Here is a 16,559-nt window from a genome sequence, read left to right as displayed (position 1 = left end):
CGTCCAGCATCGTCGTGGGCGGCGTTCGACGGCTGTGATCCGTTCATCTTCGTTGCGCCATGCGGGGCCCCTCAGCCCCTGCCGTTGCTGGCGCGGGACCCTCGCGACGGGCCAGATACGGCAAAGTCGCAACGACACTTCCATACGGCGTTCAGCGCTCTCGAATGGGCGCGCGACAAGGGCTGAAAAAATGAATCACGCACGTTACAAGCAATTGCTGGCGTATTCGGGTCTATCGGCAGCAATTGACTGCCTGTTAGACTAAACAACCTGCTCGTGAATCCCGTATTCCCTGCATGAATCCCAGCCAGCTCCTGCTGCTCGCCCTGCCGTTCATCATGGCCGCGGCGGTCGCTTCATTCCGCCGCACCTCCCGCTCCACGGCCGCCTGGTTGGCCGCGGCCGCCCCGCTGGGTGGGCTGGCGTTGCTGGCCACGATGACCCCCGACATCCTTGCCGGCGGGGTCGTACGCAGTTTCGGCCAATGGCTGCCGCAGATCGGGCTGGCCTTCTCGCTGCGCCTGGACGGGCTGGCCTGGATGTTCGCCGGGATGGTGCTGGCCATCGGCGCGCTGGTGGTGATGTACGCCCACTACTACCTCAGCGCGCGCGACAGCGCCCACCGCTTCTACTGCTACCTGCTGCTGTTCATGGGCGCCATGCTGGGCATGGTGCTGTCGGGCAACCTGTTGCTGCTGATGGTGTTCTGGGAAATGACCAGCATCAGCTCGTTCCTGCTGATCGGCTTCTGGTCGCACCGCCAGGACGCCCGCGAGGGCGCGCGCATGGCGCTGGTGGTCACCGGCGGCGGCGGCCTGGCCCTGCTCGGCGGCGTGCTGCTGATCGGCCGCATCGTCGGCAGTTTCGAACTGGATGCAGTGCTCGCCTCCGGCGATGCGATCCGCGCCAGCGCGCTGTATCCGTATGCGCTGTTCCTGGTGCTGGCCGGCATCTTCACCAAGAGCGCGCAGTTCCCGTTCCACTTCTGGCTGCCGCAGGCGATGGCCGCGCCCACGCCGGTGTCGGCCTATCTGCACTCGGCGACCATGGTCAAAGCCGGTGTGTTCCTGCTGGCACGGCTGCATCCGGCGCTGTCGGGGACCGACCTGTTCTTCTATACGGTCAGCGGGATCGGTGCGATCACGCTGCTGATCGGCGCCTGGAACGCGATTTTCCAGCACGACCTCAAGGGCCTGCTGGCCTATTCGACGATCTCCCACCTGGGCCTGATCACGATGCTGTTCGGGTTGTCGGCGCCGATGGCGGTGGTCGCCGGCGTGTTCCACATCCTCAACCACGCCACCTTCAAGGCCTCGCTGTTCATGGCCGCGGGCATCATCGACCACGAAACCGGCACCCGCGACATGCGCAAGCTGGGCGGGCTGCGGCGGTTGATGCCCTTTACCAGCACACTGGCGATCATCGCCTCGCTGGCGATGGCCGGCATTCCGCTGCTCAACGGCTTCCTGTCCAAGGAAATGCTGTTCGCCGAAGCGCTCACCGCCGGTGGCCCGGAAACCATGCGCATGGCGATGTCGATCGCCGCATTGCTGGCCGGCGTGTTCGGCGTGGCCTACAGCCTGCGCTTCGTGCACGACACCTTCTTCGGCGACGGCCCGCATGACCTGGACCGCGTGCCGCACGAGCCACCGCGCTGGATGAAGGTGCCGGTGGAAGTGCTGGTGGTGGTGTGCGTGGCGGTCGGCGTGGCCCCGGCGATCACCATCGCCCCGGTACTGCATGCCGCCGCCTCCTCGATCCTGGGCCCGGCGATGCCGGCCTACAGCCTGTCGGTGTGGCACGGCTTCAACACGCCACTGATGATGAGCATCGCCGGGGTGATCGGCGGTATCGCGCTGTACTTCGGCCTGCGCCGCCTGATCGACCTGCATGCGGTGGTGACCCGCGCGATCGGCCGCAACCTCTTCCACAAGCAGCTCGACCTGGTGTTCGGGTTCGCCCACCGGCTGACCCAGGCGCTGGCCAACGGCAGCCTGCAGCGCATGCTGATGGCGCTGGTGCTGGTAGCGATCATCGTTGCGCTGGCCCCGTTCGTGGCCAACCCCGGCTCGCCCAACTGGCCCTCGCCCCAGCCGTTGCCGCTGCTGGGCTGGGCGCTGTGGCTGGTGATGATGGCCTGCGCGGTGAGTGCGTTGTTCGTGTATCGGCAGCGTCTGCTGGCGGTGCTGGTGATGGGCGGGGTCGGGCTGATGGTATCGCTCACCTTCGTGTTCCTGTCCGCGCCGGACCTGGCCCTGACCCAGCTGCTGGTGGAGATGGTCACGCTGGTGCTGATGCTGCTGGGCATGAACTACCTGCCTACCCAGTCGCCGCCGGAGCATTCACGCTGGCGCAAGCGCCGCGATGCGCTCATCGCGGTGATCGGCGGTGGCGGCCTGGCCGCGCTTGCGTACACCGCAATGACGCTGCCGCCCAACACCATGGCCGGCGAGCTGGTCGCGCGCGCCCTGCCCGAGGCCTATGGGCAGAACGTGGTCAACGTGATCCTGGTCGACTTCCGCGGCTTCGATACCTTCGGTGAGATCACCGTGTTCGGCATCGCCGCGCTGGTGGTGCACGCGATGCTGCGGCGCTCGCGGATGGCGCCGGAGCAGATCATGCCGGGTCCGCCGATCAAGCTGCCGGTGCCGGCCGATCTGGCCCAGATCATGTTCCCGCTGACCTTGACCGTATCGATCTTCCTGTTCCTGCGTGGCCACAACGCGCCCGGTGGCGGCTTCATCGCCGGCCTGGTGCTGGCCGTGCCGCTGTTGATCCAGTACGTCATCCAGGGCACCACCTCGGTGGAGTCGCGGTTCGGTTTCGACTACATCCGCTGCATCGGTGCCGGCCTGCTGATCGCCATTGTCAGCGGCAGTGCGTCGATGCTGTTCGGCGTGCCGTTCCTGACCAGCGGCCACCTGGACCTGCACATCCCGCTGATCGGTGAGGTGCCGCTGGCCAGCGCGATCGGGTTCGATACCGGCGTGTACCTGGTGGTGTTCGGCGGGGCGATGCTGATCCTGTCGATGATGGGCACGATCAAGCCATCGCGTACCCGCAACGCCCGCAAGGGTGAGATCGATCCCAACCGTCGTTCGGCAGAAACCGGGGAGATGCACTGATGGAACTGGCCCTGGCAAGCGCGATCGGCGTCTTGAGTGCGATCGGCATCTACCTGCTGCTGCGTGCGCGCACCTTCGACGTCATCCTTGGGATGACCTTCTTGTCCTACGCCACCAACCTGCTGATCTTCGCCGGGGGTCGCCTGGTGTCGGGCAAGGCGCCGGTGCTGCGTGAGGGCATCGACAGCGACCTGGGCAACTACACCGATCCGCTGCCACAGGCGCTGGTGCTGACCGCGATCGTGATTGCCTTCGCGATGACCGCCGTCAGCATCGTGCTGGCGATGCGCAGCCGCAGCGACAACCACAGCGACCACGTCGACGCGCACGAAGAAGAGGCCGACGACGCCCCCGCCGATACCGCGCCAGGCCGGGAGGGCGGCGCATGAACCATGCGGTGATCCTGCCGATCCTGATTCCGCTGTTCGGCGCGGCCTGTTCGTTGTTCGTCGAGCACCGCCGCTATGGCCCCCGGGTGCAGCGCGCGGTGGCCTGGACCACGTTGACTGCGCTGGCGGCGGCGGTCGCACTGCTGTTCTCGCAGACCGCCGATGGCAACATCGCGGTGTACCTGCTCGGCGACTGGCCGGCACGGCTGGGCATCGCGCTGGTAGCCGACCGGCTGTCGGCGTGGATGCTGGTGACCACGCTGCTGCTGGCCATTCCGTGCCTGCTGCACGCCTGTTCGGGCTGGGACCGGCGCGCGCCGCATTTCCATGCGCTGTTCCAGTTCCAGCTGGTCGGTCTCAACGGTGCCTTCCTCACCGGCGACATCTTCAACCTGTTCGTGTTCTTCGAGGTGATGCTGATCGCCTCCTACGGCCTGCTGCTCAGCGGTGGGCGCGGCCTGCGCATGCGCATCGGCCTGCATTACGTGGTGTTCAACGTCACCGCCTCGACCCTGTTCCTGATCGCACTCGGCCTGCTGTATGCCTCGCTGGGGTCGCTGAACATGGCCGAGCTGTCCCAGCGCATCGCCGACGTACCGGCCTCGCATCTGGTGCTGGTCAAGGCCACCATGGGCCTGTTGCTGCTGGTGTTCTGCAGCAAGGCCGCGCTGATGCCACTGTACCTGTGGCTGCCCGAGGCGTATGCGCGCGCACCGGCCGCGGTGGCCGCCCTGTTTGCGATCATGACCAAGGTCGGCCTGTATGCGGTGCTGCGGGTCAGCACGCTGTGGTTCGGCGAGGACGCCGGGGCGATGGCCGGCTACGGCAGCGACTGGCTGCTGTGGGCCGGCGTGGTCACGCTGGTGCTGGGCGGGCTGGGTGTCCTGGCAGCGGCGCGCCTGAGGGTGATGATCTCCTACCTGGTGGTGGTGTCGGCTGCGACCCTGTTCATCGCCTTCGCCGTGCGTACCCCGCAGGTGCTGTCGGCCGGGTTGTATTATCTGCCGCACAGTACGTTCGTGGCCGCCGCGCTGTTCCTGATCGCCGACCTGATCCGTCGCCGCCGTGGCGGTGCCAGCGACAGAAAGGAAATCATCGCGCCGATGCCCGGCAAGCAGACCCCGGCGGTGCTGTTCCTGATCGGCGCGGTCGCGGTGGCCGGGCTGCCGCCGCTGTCCGGCTTCCTGGCCAAGGCCGCGCTGTTGGCCGGGATGCCGGCGCAGTACACCGGCGTGGTCTGGACCGCAGTGCTGGGCAGCAGCCTGATGGTGATCGTGGGCCTCACCCGCGGTGGCATCCGCCTGTTCTGGCGGGTGCCGGTGCAGGAAGAAGGCGTGCCGCCGCCGCGCAAGGCGCCCACCCGCACCGTCGAACTGTTCGCCGCCGCGCTGCTGCTCAGTTACGGCATCGCGATGAGCCTATTCGCCGGCCCGCTGATGCAGCACACCGATGCGATGGCCCAGCAGCTGCTGCAGCCGAAGGAATACGTTGGTGAGCTGCGTGCCGCCACGCCGGAGATCCGCCAGCCATGACGCCCAGGCCTTCACTGTACAAACGCGTGATTCCCTCGCCCTCGCTGAGCGTGATGGTGGTGGCGTTCTGGCTGCTGATGTCCGACAGCTTCACCGTCGGCCAGTTCGTGCTGGGCATGCTGCTGGGCCTGGTGGTGCCGCTGTTCGCCGCGCGCCTGGACCGCGAGTTCGCCCGCATCGGCTCGCTGCGGCCGGTGCCCAAGCTGTTGTTCGTGACGCTGTGGGACATCCTGGCGTCCAACATCCGCGTGGCCATCCAGGTGCTGGGTCCGGAGCGTCGCATCCACCCCGGCTTCATCTGGCTGCCGCTGGACATCGCCAACATCCACGGCATCGCCGCGCTGACCAGCATGATCACGCTGACCCCGGGCACGGTATCGGCAGCGTTGTCCGACGACCGCCGCTACCTGCTGGTGCACGTGCTGCACCTGGACGACCCGGACGAACTGATCGCGCAGATCAAGCGCCGTTACGAAGCCCCGCTGATGGAGATCTTCCCATGACCGGTTACACCTTCATCCAGACCACGATGGCCGTGTGCATGCACGTGGTGGGGCTGGCCATGCTGCTGGCCACCTGGCGCCTGCTGCGCGGCCCGACCGTGCCAGACCGCATCCTCGCGCTGGACACGCTGTCGGTGACGGCCATTGCCGAGCTGATGCTGTTCGGCATGTACCTCAACTCGGCGGTGTACTTCGAGGCGGCCTTGATCATCGCCATGCTCGGCTTCGGCAGCACGGCGGTGCTGAGCAAGTTCGTGCTGCGCCGGGACATCGTCGAATGATCACCTTCATCCAGATCGTGCTGTCGATCCTGCTGCTGTTCGGCTGTTTCTTCATCCTGGTCGGCGCGCTGGGCCTGGTGAAGCTGTCGACCTTCTTCAAGCGCCTGCATGCGCCGACCAAGGCCAGCACGCTGGGGGTAGGCTGCGTGCTGGTGGGTTCGGTGTGTTACCACATCTTCCTGGGCCAGGACCCGCAGCCGCGCGAACTGTTGATCACCGTGTTCCTGTTCATCACCGCGCCGATCAGCGCGCACATGATGGCCAAGGCGGCGCTGTCGCTGATGATGGAAAAGCGCCCGAGCCTGCCAGGGCATGAAACGGCCAAGGAAGAACAGTTGCCGCCGCCCCGCCCTGAAGGCGATCAAGCGCCGTAGAGCCGACCGTTGGTCGGCTGCACCAAATCCAAACGGGTAGAGCCGACCGTTGGTCGGCTGCACTTCGGCACGCTACGCGTAGCCGACCAACGGTCGGCTCTACCGTGTTGCGGCGTCAGCCGCCCTGGACCAGCGCCAGCTCCAACCCGATCCAGGCCAGGAACGCCACCACAAGCACGCCGCCTTCGCGGCGGCTGATGGTGAGGTCGCCGCGCAGCATCGGGTACAACACCAGCACGAAGGCGATCGCCGCCGGCAGCTCCAGCTTCACGAACGACGCGGGCACCGCCAGCGGCCGCAGCGCGGCCATCCCGCCTACCACGACCAGCAGATTGAACAGGCTCGAGCCGATCACGTGGCCGAGCACCATGTCGCCCTGCCCGCGGCGCGCCGCCGCGATCGCCGCCGCCACTTCCGGCAACGCGGTGCCGATGGCCACCGGCAGCAGGCCGACCAGCAGCGGCGACCAGCCCAGTCCGGCACCGAACACCGGCGCGGCCTGTACGATCCAGCGCGCGCCGTAGTACAGGCACAGCCCGGCGAACAGCAGCCTCAGCACATTGAGGAACAGCCCGGTGCGGGTCATCGCGTAGCCGGCGATGGCCTCGCGCACCGGTTCGGATTCCAGCCGCGCACGCCGCAGCACGAACACCAGCACGGCAACGAAACCAAGCAGCAGCAGGCCACCCTCCCAGCGCGTCACCACCCCGTCCAGGCCGAACACGATCAGCGCCAGGCTGGCCACGGCAAGCAGGATCAGCAGGGGCGAGAGCAGCCGGGCGCGGACCAGCAGGGGCGCGGCCAGCGCGGCAAGGCCGAGGGTGAGCCCGACGTTGACGATGTTGCTGCCGACCGCATTGCCCAACGCCAGTTCTTCGGCCCCGACCACGAACGCGCGGGCGTTGACCACCAGCTCGGGCAGTGAGGTGCCGAAGGCCACCAGCAGCAGGCCGGCCACGAACGGCGACGCGCCGAAGCGCTGGGCCAGGCCGGAGGCGGCCTTGACGATCGAGTCGCCGCCCAGCGCAAGCAGCAGCAGGCCCAGCAGGAACCACGCGGTAGCAGCAATCATCGGCACATCCCCAGGCAGCAATGGCCCGATTCTAGAGCCAGCGCGCTTGCAGGGGGTGAGGAAACCGCCGAAGCGGGGATGCAGCGGCGCGGCCCGTCATGGGCACGCGCCGCCGCCGGCTTACGAGCAGCCTTCGACGTAGTCGACCTGCGGGGTCTGGCCGACCCGCCAGGCGGTGACATTGCCGTCGCCGCCGATCTCGAAGTTGATCAGCGCACCGCCCTCGGTGGCCGGGCGCACACGCAGGTTATGGCCGTTCTCGTCGTACTTGTGCGGGGTGACATCGCCCCGATCGGGATACAGCGTCTGCAACTGGCCCAGCGACATGCCGACCTTGCCGCCGCCGGGCGCGACGATGCGGTCGTTGCGCACGTCGTAGCGGACCAACCGCTTGCCTTCGATCATGAAGACCACATCGTCGGCCTGCGCGCCCTGCGGCCGCAGCGCGTGGCAGTAGTCGTCCGGAACGTCGCCCTGCAGTGGTTCCTTCCAGGCCGCCTGCACCTGCTCCAGCGTGCTGCCCAGGGCGATCGGGCCGTAGCCGTCCAGTCGCGCCGGACCGGTGGCCGCGGCAGCCTCCGCGCCGGCGGTCGGAGCGTTGTCGGCGGACTCGCCAACCGCCGGCACGGCAGGCGCCGGCGCGCTCGCCGCGGCGTCCGTCGACGGGGTTTCCGGGCTGCGCCCGCAGCCTGCCAATGCCAGCACGACGCCCAGTGCCAAAACGCTTCCCAGCTGCTTCATGTGGTGTCCTCCAGTCGGTGGCCGCAAGCCTAGCGCGATCCCCGTGCAGCGGCTGCATGCGATGACGCGATTGTCATCGTCGTTTCACCTGCCGCGTTCAGGCTCGGCCTGCACCGCACCGACCCCACGCCCATGCAACCGCGCAAGACCGACCTCGCCCGCACCGCCCTGCAGGCCCACCGCGCGCCGCTGGACATGCGCCAGCGCCGCCTGCTGATCCTGTGCGACGGCCAGCGCGACCTGCCCCAGCTCAGCGCCATGATCGGCGCGGAAGCGTCGGCCATGGTGATCCAGCTGATCCAGGCCGGTTACCTGGTGTCCGCCGCGCCTGCAGAACCGGCCCCGCAGGACGCGCCGGCCAGCGCGCCCACAGCCGCACCGGCTGCGCCCCCGCCCACCGAACGTCGTCGCTCGCTGGTAGCCGCGCGCATCTACCTGCTGGGCATCCTCGAAATGCAGCGCCACCCGCAGGCCGCCGCGCTGTTCCACGCGCTGCAGCGCGCGCGCAGCGACGAAGACGTCATCGCCTCGCTGCATACCGCCCTGACCGCACTGCCTGGCCTGACCTCGCCCGGGTACGCCGAGCGGGTGCGGCAGCGGGTGGTGGAGGCCATGCCGGACGCGCACGCCGCGCGGTTGGCCCATGCCGCGATCGCCACGGCCTAAGCAGGGTTCGCGACCCGTCGCCGGAACCTGGGATCACTCCACCGCGAGCGCGGCAATCAACGCCGCGGCCAAGGCGGGGTCTTCCACACGACACAGGTTGTCCAGGTTGAGAACGGTGCCCTGCATCTGCGCATAACGGCGAAGTCGGCGCATGAGGACCTTGGTAGCCGCATCGTCCGGCGCGGCCGGCAACGCATCCAATGCGCGCCGCGCGCGCACCGCGATGTCCGGCAGGTAGGCATGGCGGGGATCACGCGGTGGGATGACGTCGTCCAGCCGGCAGTTTTCGAAGGACACGTAGTCCAGGATGCACCGGCTGAAATCGGCGTCCAGCTGAGCCGGTGCACCGGCGGCAACGAACCTCACGTCTTTCAATGTGCCTTCGAAGCGACACCCGGTGGTAGCCTGCGCGTGCATGTCAGTGTCCACGATCCGGCAATTGATGAACGTGCAGCGGTCGAGCACGCAATCATTGAACCGGCTCTGCCGGAAGTCGCACCGGTCGAAGACGCACTCGCGAAACACCGTGTCATTCAGCCCGCTGTTGCGGAAGTCCGCGCGGGTAAAGCTGCAGCCGGCCAGCTGGTTGCGGTGGAAAAAGCGGACACCGGAGAAATCGCAGTGCGCGAACGTTCCCCGCTGCACCCGGCACCCCTCGAAGATCGGCGCTGCCAGGTTCACGCCCTGCAGCGCCAGGTCGTCGATCTGCTCGTCCACGAAACGCGAACGGGACGGCAACGGCAGCGATGCCCCCGCCGCGCGCAACATCGCCAAGTCGGCCTTCGGCAACGCCGACGTCACGGGACGAAGTTCGCCTTCAACCCCTTCCAGCACTGCTGGTAACCACGCTGCCGGTGCGCGGCGTCCATCGCCTGCGCGGTGGGGCGGATCACGCCACGGGTTTCGAACATGAAGGCCATGGTGTCCTTGATCACGTCCGGCTTGCTCAGGTCGGCCGCCGAGGCCTTGTCGAAGGTGGCCGCATCCGGCCCGTGGCCACTCATGCAGTTGTGCAGCGAGGCGCCGCCGGGGACGAAGCCTTCGGCCTTGGCATCGTAGGCACCGTGGATGAGGCCCATGAATTCGCTGGCGATGTTGCGGTGGAACCACGGCGGGCGGAACGTGTCCTGCGCCACCAGCCAGCGCGGCGGGAAGATGGCGAAGTCCATGTTGCTGGTGCCGGCGGTATCGCTGGGCGAATGCAGCACCAGGAAGATCGACGGGTCCGGGTGGTCGTGGCTGATCGAGCCGATGGTGTTGAAGCGGCGCAGGTCGTAGCGGTACGGCGCGTAGTTGCCGTGCCAGGCGACTACGTCCAGCGGCGAATGGTCGATGTCGGCACGCCACAGCTGGCCGCCGAACTTGGCGATCAGCTCGAACGTGCCTTCGACGTTTTCGAACGCGGCCTGCGGGGTTTCGAAATCGCGCGGATTGGCCAGGCCGTTGGAGCCGATCGGCCCCAGGTCGGGCAGCCGCAGCAGCGCGCCGAAGTTTTCGCAGACGTAGCCACGTGCCTCACCATCGGGCAGTTCGACCCGGAAACGCACGCCGCGCGGGATCACCGCGATCTGCTGCGGTTCGATCTCGATCACGCCCAGCTCGGTGAGCAGGCGCAGGCGCCCCAGCTGCGGCACGATCAGCAGTTCGCCGTCGGCGTTGTAGAAGTAACGGCCCTGCATGTCGGCGTTGGCCGCATACAGGTGGATGCCCACGCCATGGTGCGCATCGGGCGCGCCGTTGCCGCCCATGGTGTACAGGCCATCGATGAAATCGGTGGGGCTGCTCGGCAGCGGCAGCGGGTCCCAGCGCAACTGGTTAGGCGATACCGCGCCATGCGCGAAATCGCCGTGCAGGTGCGGCTGCGCATACGCGCTGAACTCACCGTGCGACACCGCCGGGCGGATCCGGTACAGCCAGCTGCGCCGGTTGCTGCCGCGCGGTGCGGTGAACGCGGTGCCCGACAACTGTTCGGCATACAGCCCATGCGCCACCCGCTGCGGCGAGTTGCGGCCCACCGGCAACGCGCCGGGCACCGCTTCCGTGGCGAACTCATTGCCGAAACCGGTCTGGTAACCGTGGGCTGACATCGGGTTGTTCATGGTGCTGCTCCGCCGAGGCGAGTGGGGGGGTGACGCCAACGACCGCGCCCGCCGTGCAGCGGGCTGCGGTCCTGCAAGCGTAACGGCTTTACAGCACGCCGCGCTTCATCTGGTCGCGCTCGATGCTCTCGAACAGCGCGGTGAAGTTGCCTTCGCCGAAGCCTTCGTTGCCCTTGCGCTGGATGATCTCGAAGAAGATCGGGCCGATGCAGTTGGTGGTGAAGATCTGCAGCAGCTTGCGCTGCTTGGTCTCCGGATCGGCATCGATCAGGATCTTGTTCCTGGCCAGCCGCGCGACGTCTTCACCGTGGTTGGGCACGCGCATGTCGATCACGTCGAAGTAGGTGTCCGGCGTGTCGAGGAACTCCACGCCCTGGGCGCGCATCGCTTCCACGGTGTCGTAGATGTTCTCGGTGAAGCAGGCGATGTGCTGGATGCCCTCGCCCTTGTAGGCGTCCAGGTATTCGTTGATCTGGCTCTTCGGATCGGAAGACTCGTTGAGCGGAATGCGCACGATGCCGTCCGGGGCGGTCATCGCCTTGGACACCAGGCCGGTCTTGAGGCCCTTGATGTCGAAGTAGCGGATCTCGCGGAAGTTGAACAGGCGCTCGTAGTAATCCGACCACTGCTGCATGTTGCCGAAGTACAGGTTGTGGGTCAGGTGGTCGATGAAGGTCAGGCCGAAGCCCTTGGGACGCTGCTCCACACCCTCGATCGGGGCGTAGTCGGTGTCGAACATGCTGCCGTTGGCGCCGTAGCGGTCCACCAGGTACAGCATGCAGTCGCCGATACCCTTGATGATCGGCGCGGCCACCGCGCGGGTTTCCGGCTTGAAGTCGATCGCTTCGGCGCCGTTGCCCAGCGCCATCTGGTAGACCTCATCGCCCGGCTTCTTGAAGCGGATGGCAAAGCCGCAGGCGCACGGGCCGTGCTTGTCGGCAAAGTCCGAGGCGAACGAATCGGGTTCTTCGTTGACCAGGAAATTGACGTCGCCCTGGCGGTACACGGTGATCGCGCGCTGCTTGTGGCGCAACACCGCGGTGAAGCCCATCTTGCGGAAGTAGTCGTGCAGTTCGGCGCCACGGCCGGCCGGCGCGGCGAACTCGACGAACTCGAAACCGTCGATGCCCATCGGGTTTTCGAAGGTGGTGACCTGCATGCCCGGGTCGGGTGCGTGGGACGCGGTGCTCAGTTGGCTGCTCATGATGTGGCTCCAAAGCAAGTCCGCATCGGAAAAAACCAGGTGCGGTGGGGCGGCAGACCCGCGAGAATGCGGTGTCCGGAACGTAGGTTATAGTTTCACATGAAACCACCATCAAGGTGCACCGCAGCATGAGCCCGCCCGATCCCAGCAGCCACAGCATCCGCGCCTCGCACGCCCTGCTCGACCTGGAGCAGTTCCTGCCGTACCGGCTCAGCGTGCTGTCCAACCGGGTCAGCGGCAACATCGCCAAGCTGTATGGGGACCGTTACGGTCTGGCGATCCCGGAATGGCGGGTCATCACCATCCTGGCGCTGTACCCCGGCTCATCGGCCAGCGAGGTCTCCGACCGCACGGCGATGGACAAGGTGGCCGTGAGCCGGGCCGTGGCCAGACTGCTCGAGCGTGGCTTCATCAAGCGTGAAACCCATGGGGACGATCGCCGTCGCTCGGTGCTGGCGCTGTCGGCGGCCGGGTTCGAGGTGTACGAGACCATCGCCCCGCTGGTGATCGAGATCACCCGCAAGCTGATGTCCGTGCTCAGCGAAGAGGAGGAGCAGATGCTGGAGTCGCTGATCCTGCGCCTGGCTGGGGAAGGCCTGCAGAAGATGGACCAGGGTTGAGGGCGGGCAACGCCTCCGGGGCGTTGCGCGTCAACTCAGGTGCTTGCGCCTGGCATGCACCCACGGCGCGGCCAGCGCGCCGATGGCTCCCCCGGCAAACGCCAGCGAAGCAGCCACCACGGCCGCTTCGATCGCATTGGGCAGGGCCAGCGCGGCCAGCACGAGAAGCGCCGAAGGCAAGCCGATGAAGGTGGCCATGAAGTAGCCCCAGCGCGGCGCCCACGTGCCCACCTGGAGCAGGCTGACCGGCATCCAGGTTTCGGCCGAGGCGTCCTGCTGGACCTTGGCCGCAACCCGGGTCAGGTCCACTTCCACCGGGCCCTTGCCGGTACGCGCGGTGGCCAGCATCTGCGCCACCTCCTCGACCGGCGGGAACGAGGTCGGCCATGTGCCCGGCGCGCTCACGCCGTAGGCGGTCAACAGCGGCACGCTGATCCACGGCGCCAGCAACGGGCGCAGCTTGCGCCGGTCGAGCACGCACCAGAGCTGGCTGACGCCGTTGGCCACCACGCCATACAGGGCCAGCTGGCCCGGTTCGGGATACGGCAGCAGGTGCACGCGCGCGGCCATGCTGTCGTAGCCCATCTGGCGCAGGAAACCGGGGCGGGTGCGCCCCTCGTGGGCCCAGGCCAGGCCCAGCGCGGCGACCAGGTAGGCTTCGGCCGGATCCTTGGCGCCGGCACTGGCGCGGTCGTCGCTGGCCAGGAAGAACGCCAGGGACTTGGGCTCATCGACGTCGCCGCTGTCCCAGCGTCCGGCGTCGCCGAGCACGTGCTTGAGCGGCAACCGCGCCGGCGCGGTCTCGGCCTTGGCAGCGTTCTGCAGGAACGGCAGCACCGACAGCACGAAGCCCTGGAGGTCCACCGCGCGCACGCCGCTGCCCTGCCATTCGGCCGGGAGCAGGCCGGCCAGGGCCGGGTTGCGCGCGAGCGCGTCGAGCTGGGCTTTCTGTTCGACCAGCTTCTGCACCGCCGCCTTCAGCAGGACGTTGTCCGGCACCGCCACCAGCGGCAGCCGGTAGCGGATCGCGCCGGGTGCGGGCGTGTCCGCCTCGGGAGCGTCGCCAGCGCCATGATCGTCAAGCAGCACATCGACCGGCGGCAGGCTCACGCCGGCCGGGGCCTGGAGGGTGATGTCGGAGGTGCTGTCGCCGGTGCCTGTCTGCATGCGTATCGATCCGTCGGTTGTGCGCCACGAGCAGCGCGGCATGAGGTCCTTGGAGGTAGCGGCAGGGGCGGCAGGAAATGAAGGGGCGCCCAGGTGGGTGGATCCACGCCAGACGAAAAAATCCTGTCCCATCTGGGGGAAGCGTCTTTGTTGCGAGGGCCGTCGCAGAGTGAGCGCGACGCAACGACGGGCAGTGCCGGCGACGTGTGTTCGGGCTGTGTCTTCGCTCAAGTCTGTCGCGAGCGTGAGGACCCTTGGCGGCCGGTCGGCCCCTGGCGTAGTGTCCCCCGGCCGCGGGGCGGCCTCCTCCTTGATTTTGCCCAGGAGCCTACCGGCCGCTAAGGGGCTCGGCTGCGGAAAGCAGGTAGGAGCCAAGCGGGTCGGTGGGATGGGTGCAGGGTCCCCATCCCCTTGGCGGCGAAATAAAGGAGGAGGCCGCTCTGCGGCCGGGGGCGTCGCCGGAAAGGGTATGGGGACCCAGCGCCCGACCCACCGACAGCCACGCCCGCGCCCGCGCGTCGTGCCTGCCACGCGGTTGGGAGAAAAACCAAAAAAAAGCCGCGGAATCCGCGGCTTCTTTCGGTCATGGCGCCTTGGGTGGCGCCCAGTCCTTCATGAAGGCGAAGAACCGCGTGCGGTTGTAGCCCTTGGGCTGGCCCTTGTCGGCCTCCAGCTCACCGGTGAACTGCGAATGCAGCAGCGTGCCGTCGGCGTCGAGCACGAACAGGTGCGGATAGCCCTTGATCGCCGGGAACTGCGACAGGAACGCCGCGTTCTCGTTGTCTTCGCTGTAGTTCACCTTCATCCACACGAAGTTGGCATCGCGGAAGCTGCGGATCTCCGCATCGCCCTCGATGAAGGCATCCATCAGGTGGCACCACGAGCACCACTCCCCGCCCACGTCCAGCACGATCCGCTTGCCACCGCGCTTGGCCTCGACCTTGGCCGTGGCCAGGTCGGCGACCGGATCGCGGCCCGGATCGAACTGCGCGTTGAGCGCGGCGATGGCCGCCACATCGGCCGCGGCCGGCGTGTTGCCCGAGGCCACCGGTGCGCTGGGATCGGCGACCGGCGGCTTCTGCTCGCGGGTATCCAGTGGCTGCGCAGGACCGGCGGTGGGCGCCGACGACGGCGAGCACGCGCTCAGCAGGCCAGCCACGATCATCGCCACACACCCCATCTTCATGCGCATCAGCGACCTCACTTGACGCCGTGCATCAGCTTGTTGATCAGCGGGGCGAGCAGGAACAGCACCGCGCCGGAGATCATCAACGCCCAGAAACCGAAGGTGTAGCCCTTCAGCGCCGACGCCACGGTCATGCCGCCTTCGCCACTGACCGCACCGGCAAAGATGCCCGACAGGTTGTTGCCGATGCCGGTGGACAGGAACCAGCCGCCCATGCCGAAGCCGACCAGGCGCACCGGGGCCAGCTTGGTCACCATCGACAGGCCGATCGGCGACAGGCACAGCTCACCGACCGACTGGATGACGTAGACCATGAACAGCGTCCAGAACGGGATCTTGCCGTCCACCACCATGCTCGACAGCGCCAGCATCAGCAGCGCGAACGCCGCGCCGTTGAACAGCAGGCCCAGGCCGAACTTGCGCGGAATCGACGGATTGGCGCGACCCAGCTTGATCCAGATCCAGGCAATGATGGGGGCCAGGGTGATGATCGCCACCGAGTTGACCGACTGGAACCACGCGGTCGGGAAGGTCCAGCCGCCGAGGTTGCGGTTGACGATGTTGTCGGCCAGGAAGGTGAAGGAGCTGCCGGCCTGCTCGAAGAACATCCAGAACATCACGTTGAAGGTGAAGATGATCAGCATGGCGATCACACGATCGCGCTGCACCTTGCCCTCGCGGATGCCTTCGACCAGCAGCAGCACGCCCAGCGCGATGAACATCACGCCCAGGATCCAGGCCAGCGCGGTGGCGCCGGTGGACAGCAGGAAGTAGGCGACCGGGATGGCGACGACGGCGCCGACCAGCACCATGATCACGCGGCCAAACCCTTCGGCACCCACCGGCGGTGCGCCGATGCCCTTCAGGCCGGCACGACCGATGTAGAACCACACCAGGCTGATCAGCATGCCGAAGCCCGACGCGATGAAGACCATCTTGTAGGACGGCATCGCCTGGGTACCGAAGACCTGCTCGGCCAGGTACTGGGTCAGCACCGGGGCGATCATCGCGCCGATGTTGATGCCCATGTAGAAGATGGTGAAGCCCGAGTCGCGACGCTCATCCTTCAGGCCGTACAGCTTGCCGACCATCGTGGAGATGTTGGGCTTGAACAGGCCGTTACCGATGATGATCGTGGCCAGGCCCAGCTCGAACACTTCCTTGTTCGGCATGGCGACCATGAACAGGCCGGCGGCCATGATCACCGCACCGGTCAGGATGGAGCGCTGGTACCCCAGCACCCGGTCGGCGACATAGCCACCGAAGATGGCCGCGGCATAGACCAGCGCCAGGTAGGCGCCGTAGGTGCGGCTGGCGGCGGCCTGGCCGGCCGAATCGCCTTCGAAGAACTGCGACACGATGTACAGCACCAGCGCCCAGCGGATGCCGTAGAACGCAAAGCGCTCCCAGAATTCGGTCATGAACAGCATCCACAATGGGCGCGGATGGCCCAGGGTGGTCTTGAACTCCGGCAACGCCGGATCGGGGACGGATTTCGCGGCGGCGTCTACGCTCATGCGGGATTCCTGGGTTCGGTGGAAGACATGCACGTCCGATGTGCGAAACAGCGCGGGAGAATCCCAGAACAACGGCGTTCACG

General features: G+C 67.3%; 16 protein-coding genes. 8 read left to right on the top strand and 8 right to left on the bottom strand.

The annotated features are described in order from the left end of the window. Positions 1–296: 296 nt before the first annotated feature. From RTO53_RS00275 to RTO53_RS00250, 6 genes are read left to right on the top strand one after another with little or no spacing between them, the layout of a single operon-like run. The gene (locus tag RTO53_RS00275) at positions 297–3,125 is read left to right on the top strand and encodes a monovalent cation/H+ antiporter subunit A (protein WP_312235909.1); all 2,829 of its coding nucleotides are present in this window, start codon (positions 297–299) and stop codon (positions 3,123–3,125) included. Further along, positions 3,125–3,514: a Na+/H+ antiporter subunit C gene (locus RTO53_RS00270; protein ID WP_312235908.1), complete on the top strand. Its 390-nt coding sequence runs from the start codon at positions 3,125–3,127 to the stop codon at positions 3,512–3,514. The genes RTO53_RS00275 and RTO53_RS00270 overlap by 1 nt, the downstream gene beginning before the upstream one ends. Beyond that, positions 3,511–5,046: a monovalent cation/H+ antiporter subunit D gene (locus RTO53_RS00265; protein ID WP_312235907.1), complete on the top strand. Its 1,536-nt coding sequence runs from the start codon at positions 3,511–3,513 to the stop codon at positions 5,044–5,046. The genes RTO53_RS00270 and RTO53_RS00265 overlap by 4 nt, the downstream gene beginning before the upstream one ends. Further along, positions 5,043–5,549 (top strand): Na+/H+ antiporter subunit E, encoded by a 507-nt coding sequence (locus tag RTO53_RS00260; RefSeq protein WP_312235906.1) that lies wholly within the window; start codon positions 5,043–5,045, stop codon positions 5,547–5,549. Before RTO53_RS00265 ends, RTO53_RS00260 begins: the two co-directional genes overlap by 4 nt. After that, on the top strand, positions 5,546–5,830 hold the full coding sequence (locus RTO53_RS00255) for a K+/H+ antiporter subunit F (protein ID WP_312235905.1): 285 nt from the start codon (positions 5,546–5,548) through the stop codon (positions 5,828–5,830). Before RTO53_RS00260 ends, RTO53_RS00255 begins: the two co-directional genes overlap by 4 nt. Further along, on the top strand, positions 5,827–6,204 hold the full coding sequence (locus RTO53_RS00250; protein ID WP_256776541.1) for a Na+/H+ antiporter subunit G: 378 nt from the start codon (positions 5,827–5,829) through the stop codon (positions 6,202–6,204). Before RTO53_RS00255 ends, RTO53_RS00250 begins: the two co-directional genes overlap by 4 nt. Positions 6,205–6,319: 115 nt before the next feature. Here RTO53_RS00250 and RTO53_RS00245 read toward each other — a convergent pair whose 3' ends face one another. Together RTO53_RS00245 and RTO53_RS00240 are read right to left on the bottom strand one after the other, a co-directional pair. Beyond that, entirely contained in the window at positions 6,320–7,276 is a 957-nt protein-coding gene (locus tag RTO53_RS00245) for a sodium:calcium antiporter (RefSeq protein ID WP_312235904.1), read from the bottom strand. A 120-nt stretch (positions 7,277–7,396) separates the two neighbouring features. Continuing rightward, positions 7,397–8,017 (bottom strand): hypothetical protein, encoded by a 621-nt coding sequence (locus RTO53_RS00240; protein WP_312235903.1) that lies wholly within the window; start codon positions 8,015–8,017, stop codon positions 7,397–7,399. Positions 8,018–8,149: 132 nt separating this feature from the next. Here RTO53_RS00240 and RTO53_RS00235 point away from each other — a divergent pair, with 132 nt between their 5' ends. Then, positions 8,150–8,683 carry a hypothetical protein gene (locus RTO53_RS00235; protein WP_312235902.1) on the top strand — a complete coding sequence of 178 codons (534 nt, stop codon included), beginning with the start codon at positions 8,150–8,152 and terminating at the stop codon, positions 8,681–8,683. A gap of 33 nt (positions 8,684–8,716) precedes the next feature. Here RTO53_RS00235 and RTO53_RS00230 read toward each other — a convergent pair whose 3' ends face one another. The 3 genes from RTO53_RS00230 to hppD form a co-directional block, all read right to left on the bottom strand. After that, positions 8,717–9,517 (bottom strand): pentapeptide repeat-containing protein, encoded by an 801-nt coding sequence (locus RTO53_RS00230; protein WP_312235901.1) that lies wholly within the window; start codon positions 9,515–9,517, stop codon positions 8,717–8,719. Further along, positions 9,481–10,782: a homogentisate 1,2-dioxygenase gene (gene hmgA, locus RTO53_RS00225; protein ID WP_312235900.1), complete on the bottom strand. Its 1,302-nt coding sequence runs from the start codon at positions 10,780–10,782 to the stop codon at positions 9,481–9,483. The genes RTO53_RS00230 and hmgA overlap by 37 nt, the downstream gene beginning before the upstream one ends. A gap of 88 nt (positions 10,783–10,870) precedes the next feature. Then, the gene (hppD, locus tag RTO53_RS00220; RefSeq protein ID WP_312235899.1) at positions 10,871–11,986 is read right to left on the bottom strand and encodes a 4-hydroxyphenylpyruvate dioxygenase; all 1,116 of its coding nucleotides are present in this window, start codon (positions 11,984–11,986) and stop codon (positions 10,871–10,873) included. Positions 11,987–12,114: 128 nt separating this feature from the next. On the opposite strand from hppD, the gene RTO53_RS00215 reads away from it, so the two are divergent. Continuing rightward, positions 12,115–12,606, top strand: coding sequence for a MarR family winged helix-turn-helix transcriptional regulator (locus RTO53_RS00215; protein ID WP_312235898.1), 492 nt, complete (start codon positions 12,115–12,117; stop codon positions 12,604–12,606). A 30-nt stretch (positions 12,607–12,636) separates the two neighbouring features. Here RTO53_RS00215 and RTO53_RS00210 read toward each other — a convergent pair whose 3' ends face one another. The 3 genes from RTO53_RS00210 to RTO53_RS00200 form a co-directional block, all read right to left on the bottom strand. Then, the gene (locus RTO53_RS00210) at positions 12,637–13,773 is read right to left on the bottom strand and encodes a hypothetical protein (RefSeq protein ID WP_312235897.1); all 1,137 of its coding nucleotides are present in this window, start codon (positions 13,771–13,773) and stop codon (positions 12,637–12,639) included. A 583-nt stretch (positions 13,774–14,356) separates the two neighbouring features. Then, a complete protein-coding gene (locus tag RTO53_RS00205; RefSeq protein ID WP_312235896.1) occupies positions 14,357–14,965 on the bottom strand; it encodes a thioredoxin family protein in 609 nt (202 codons plus the stop codon). An 8-nt stretch (positions 14,966–14,973) separates the two neighbouring features. Next, positions 14,974–16,476: an oligopeptide:H+ symporter gene (locus tag RTO53_RS00200; RefSeq protein ID WP_312235895.1), complete on the bottom strand. Its 1,503-nt coding sequence runs from the start codon at positions 16,474–16,476 to the stop codon at positions 14,974–14,976. Between the last annotated feature and the right edge of the window lie 83 nt (positions 16,477–16,559).

This window comes from Stenotrophomonas sp. (assembly GCF_031995405.1).
GTDB lineage: Bacteria > Pseudomonadota > Gammaproteobacteria > Xanthomonadales > Xanthomonadaceae > Stenotrophomonas.
The sequence above is the reverse complement of the archived record's forward strand: the minus strand, read 5'-3'. Positions and strand labels throughout refer to the sequence as shown.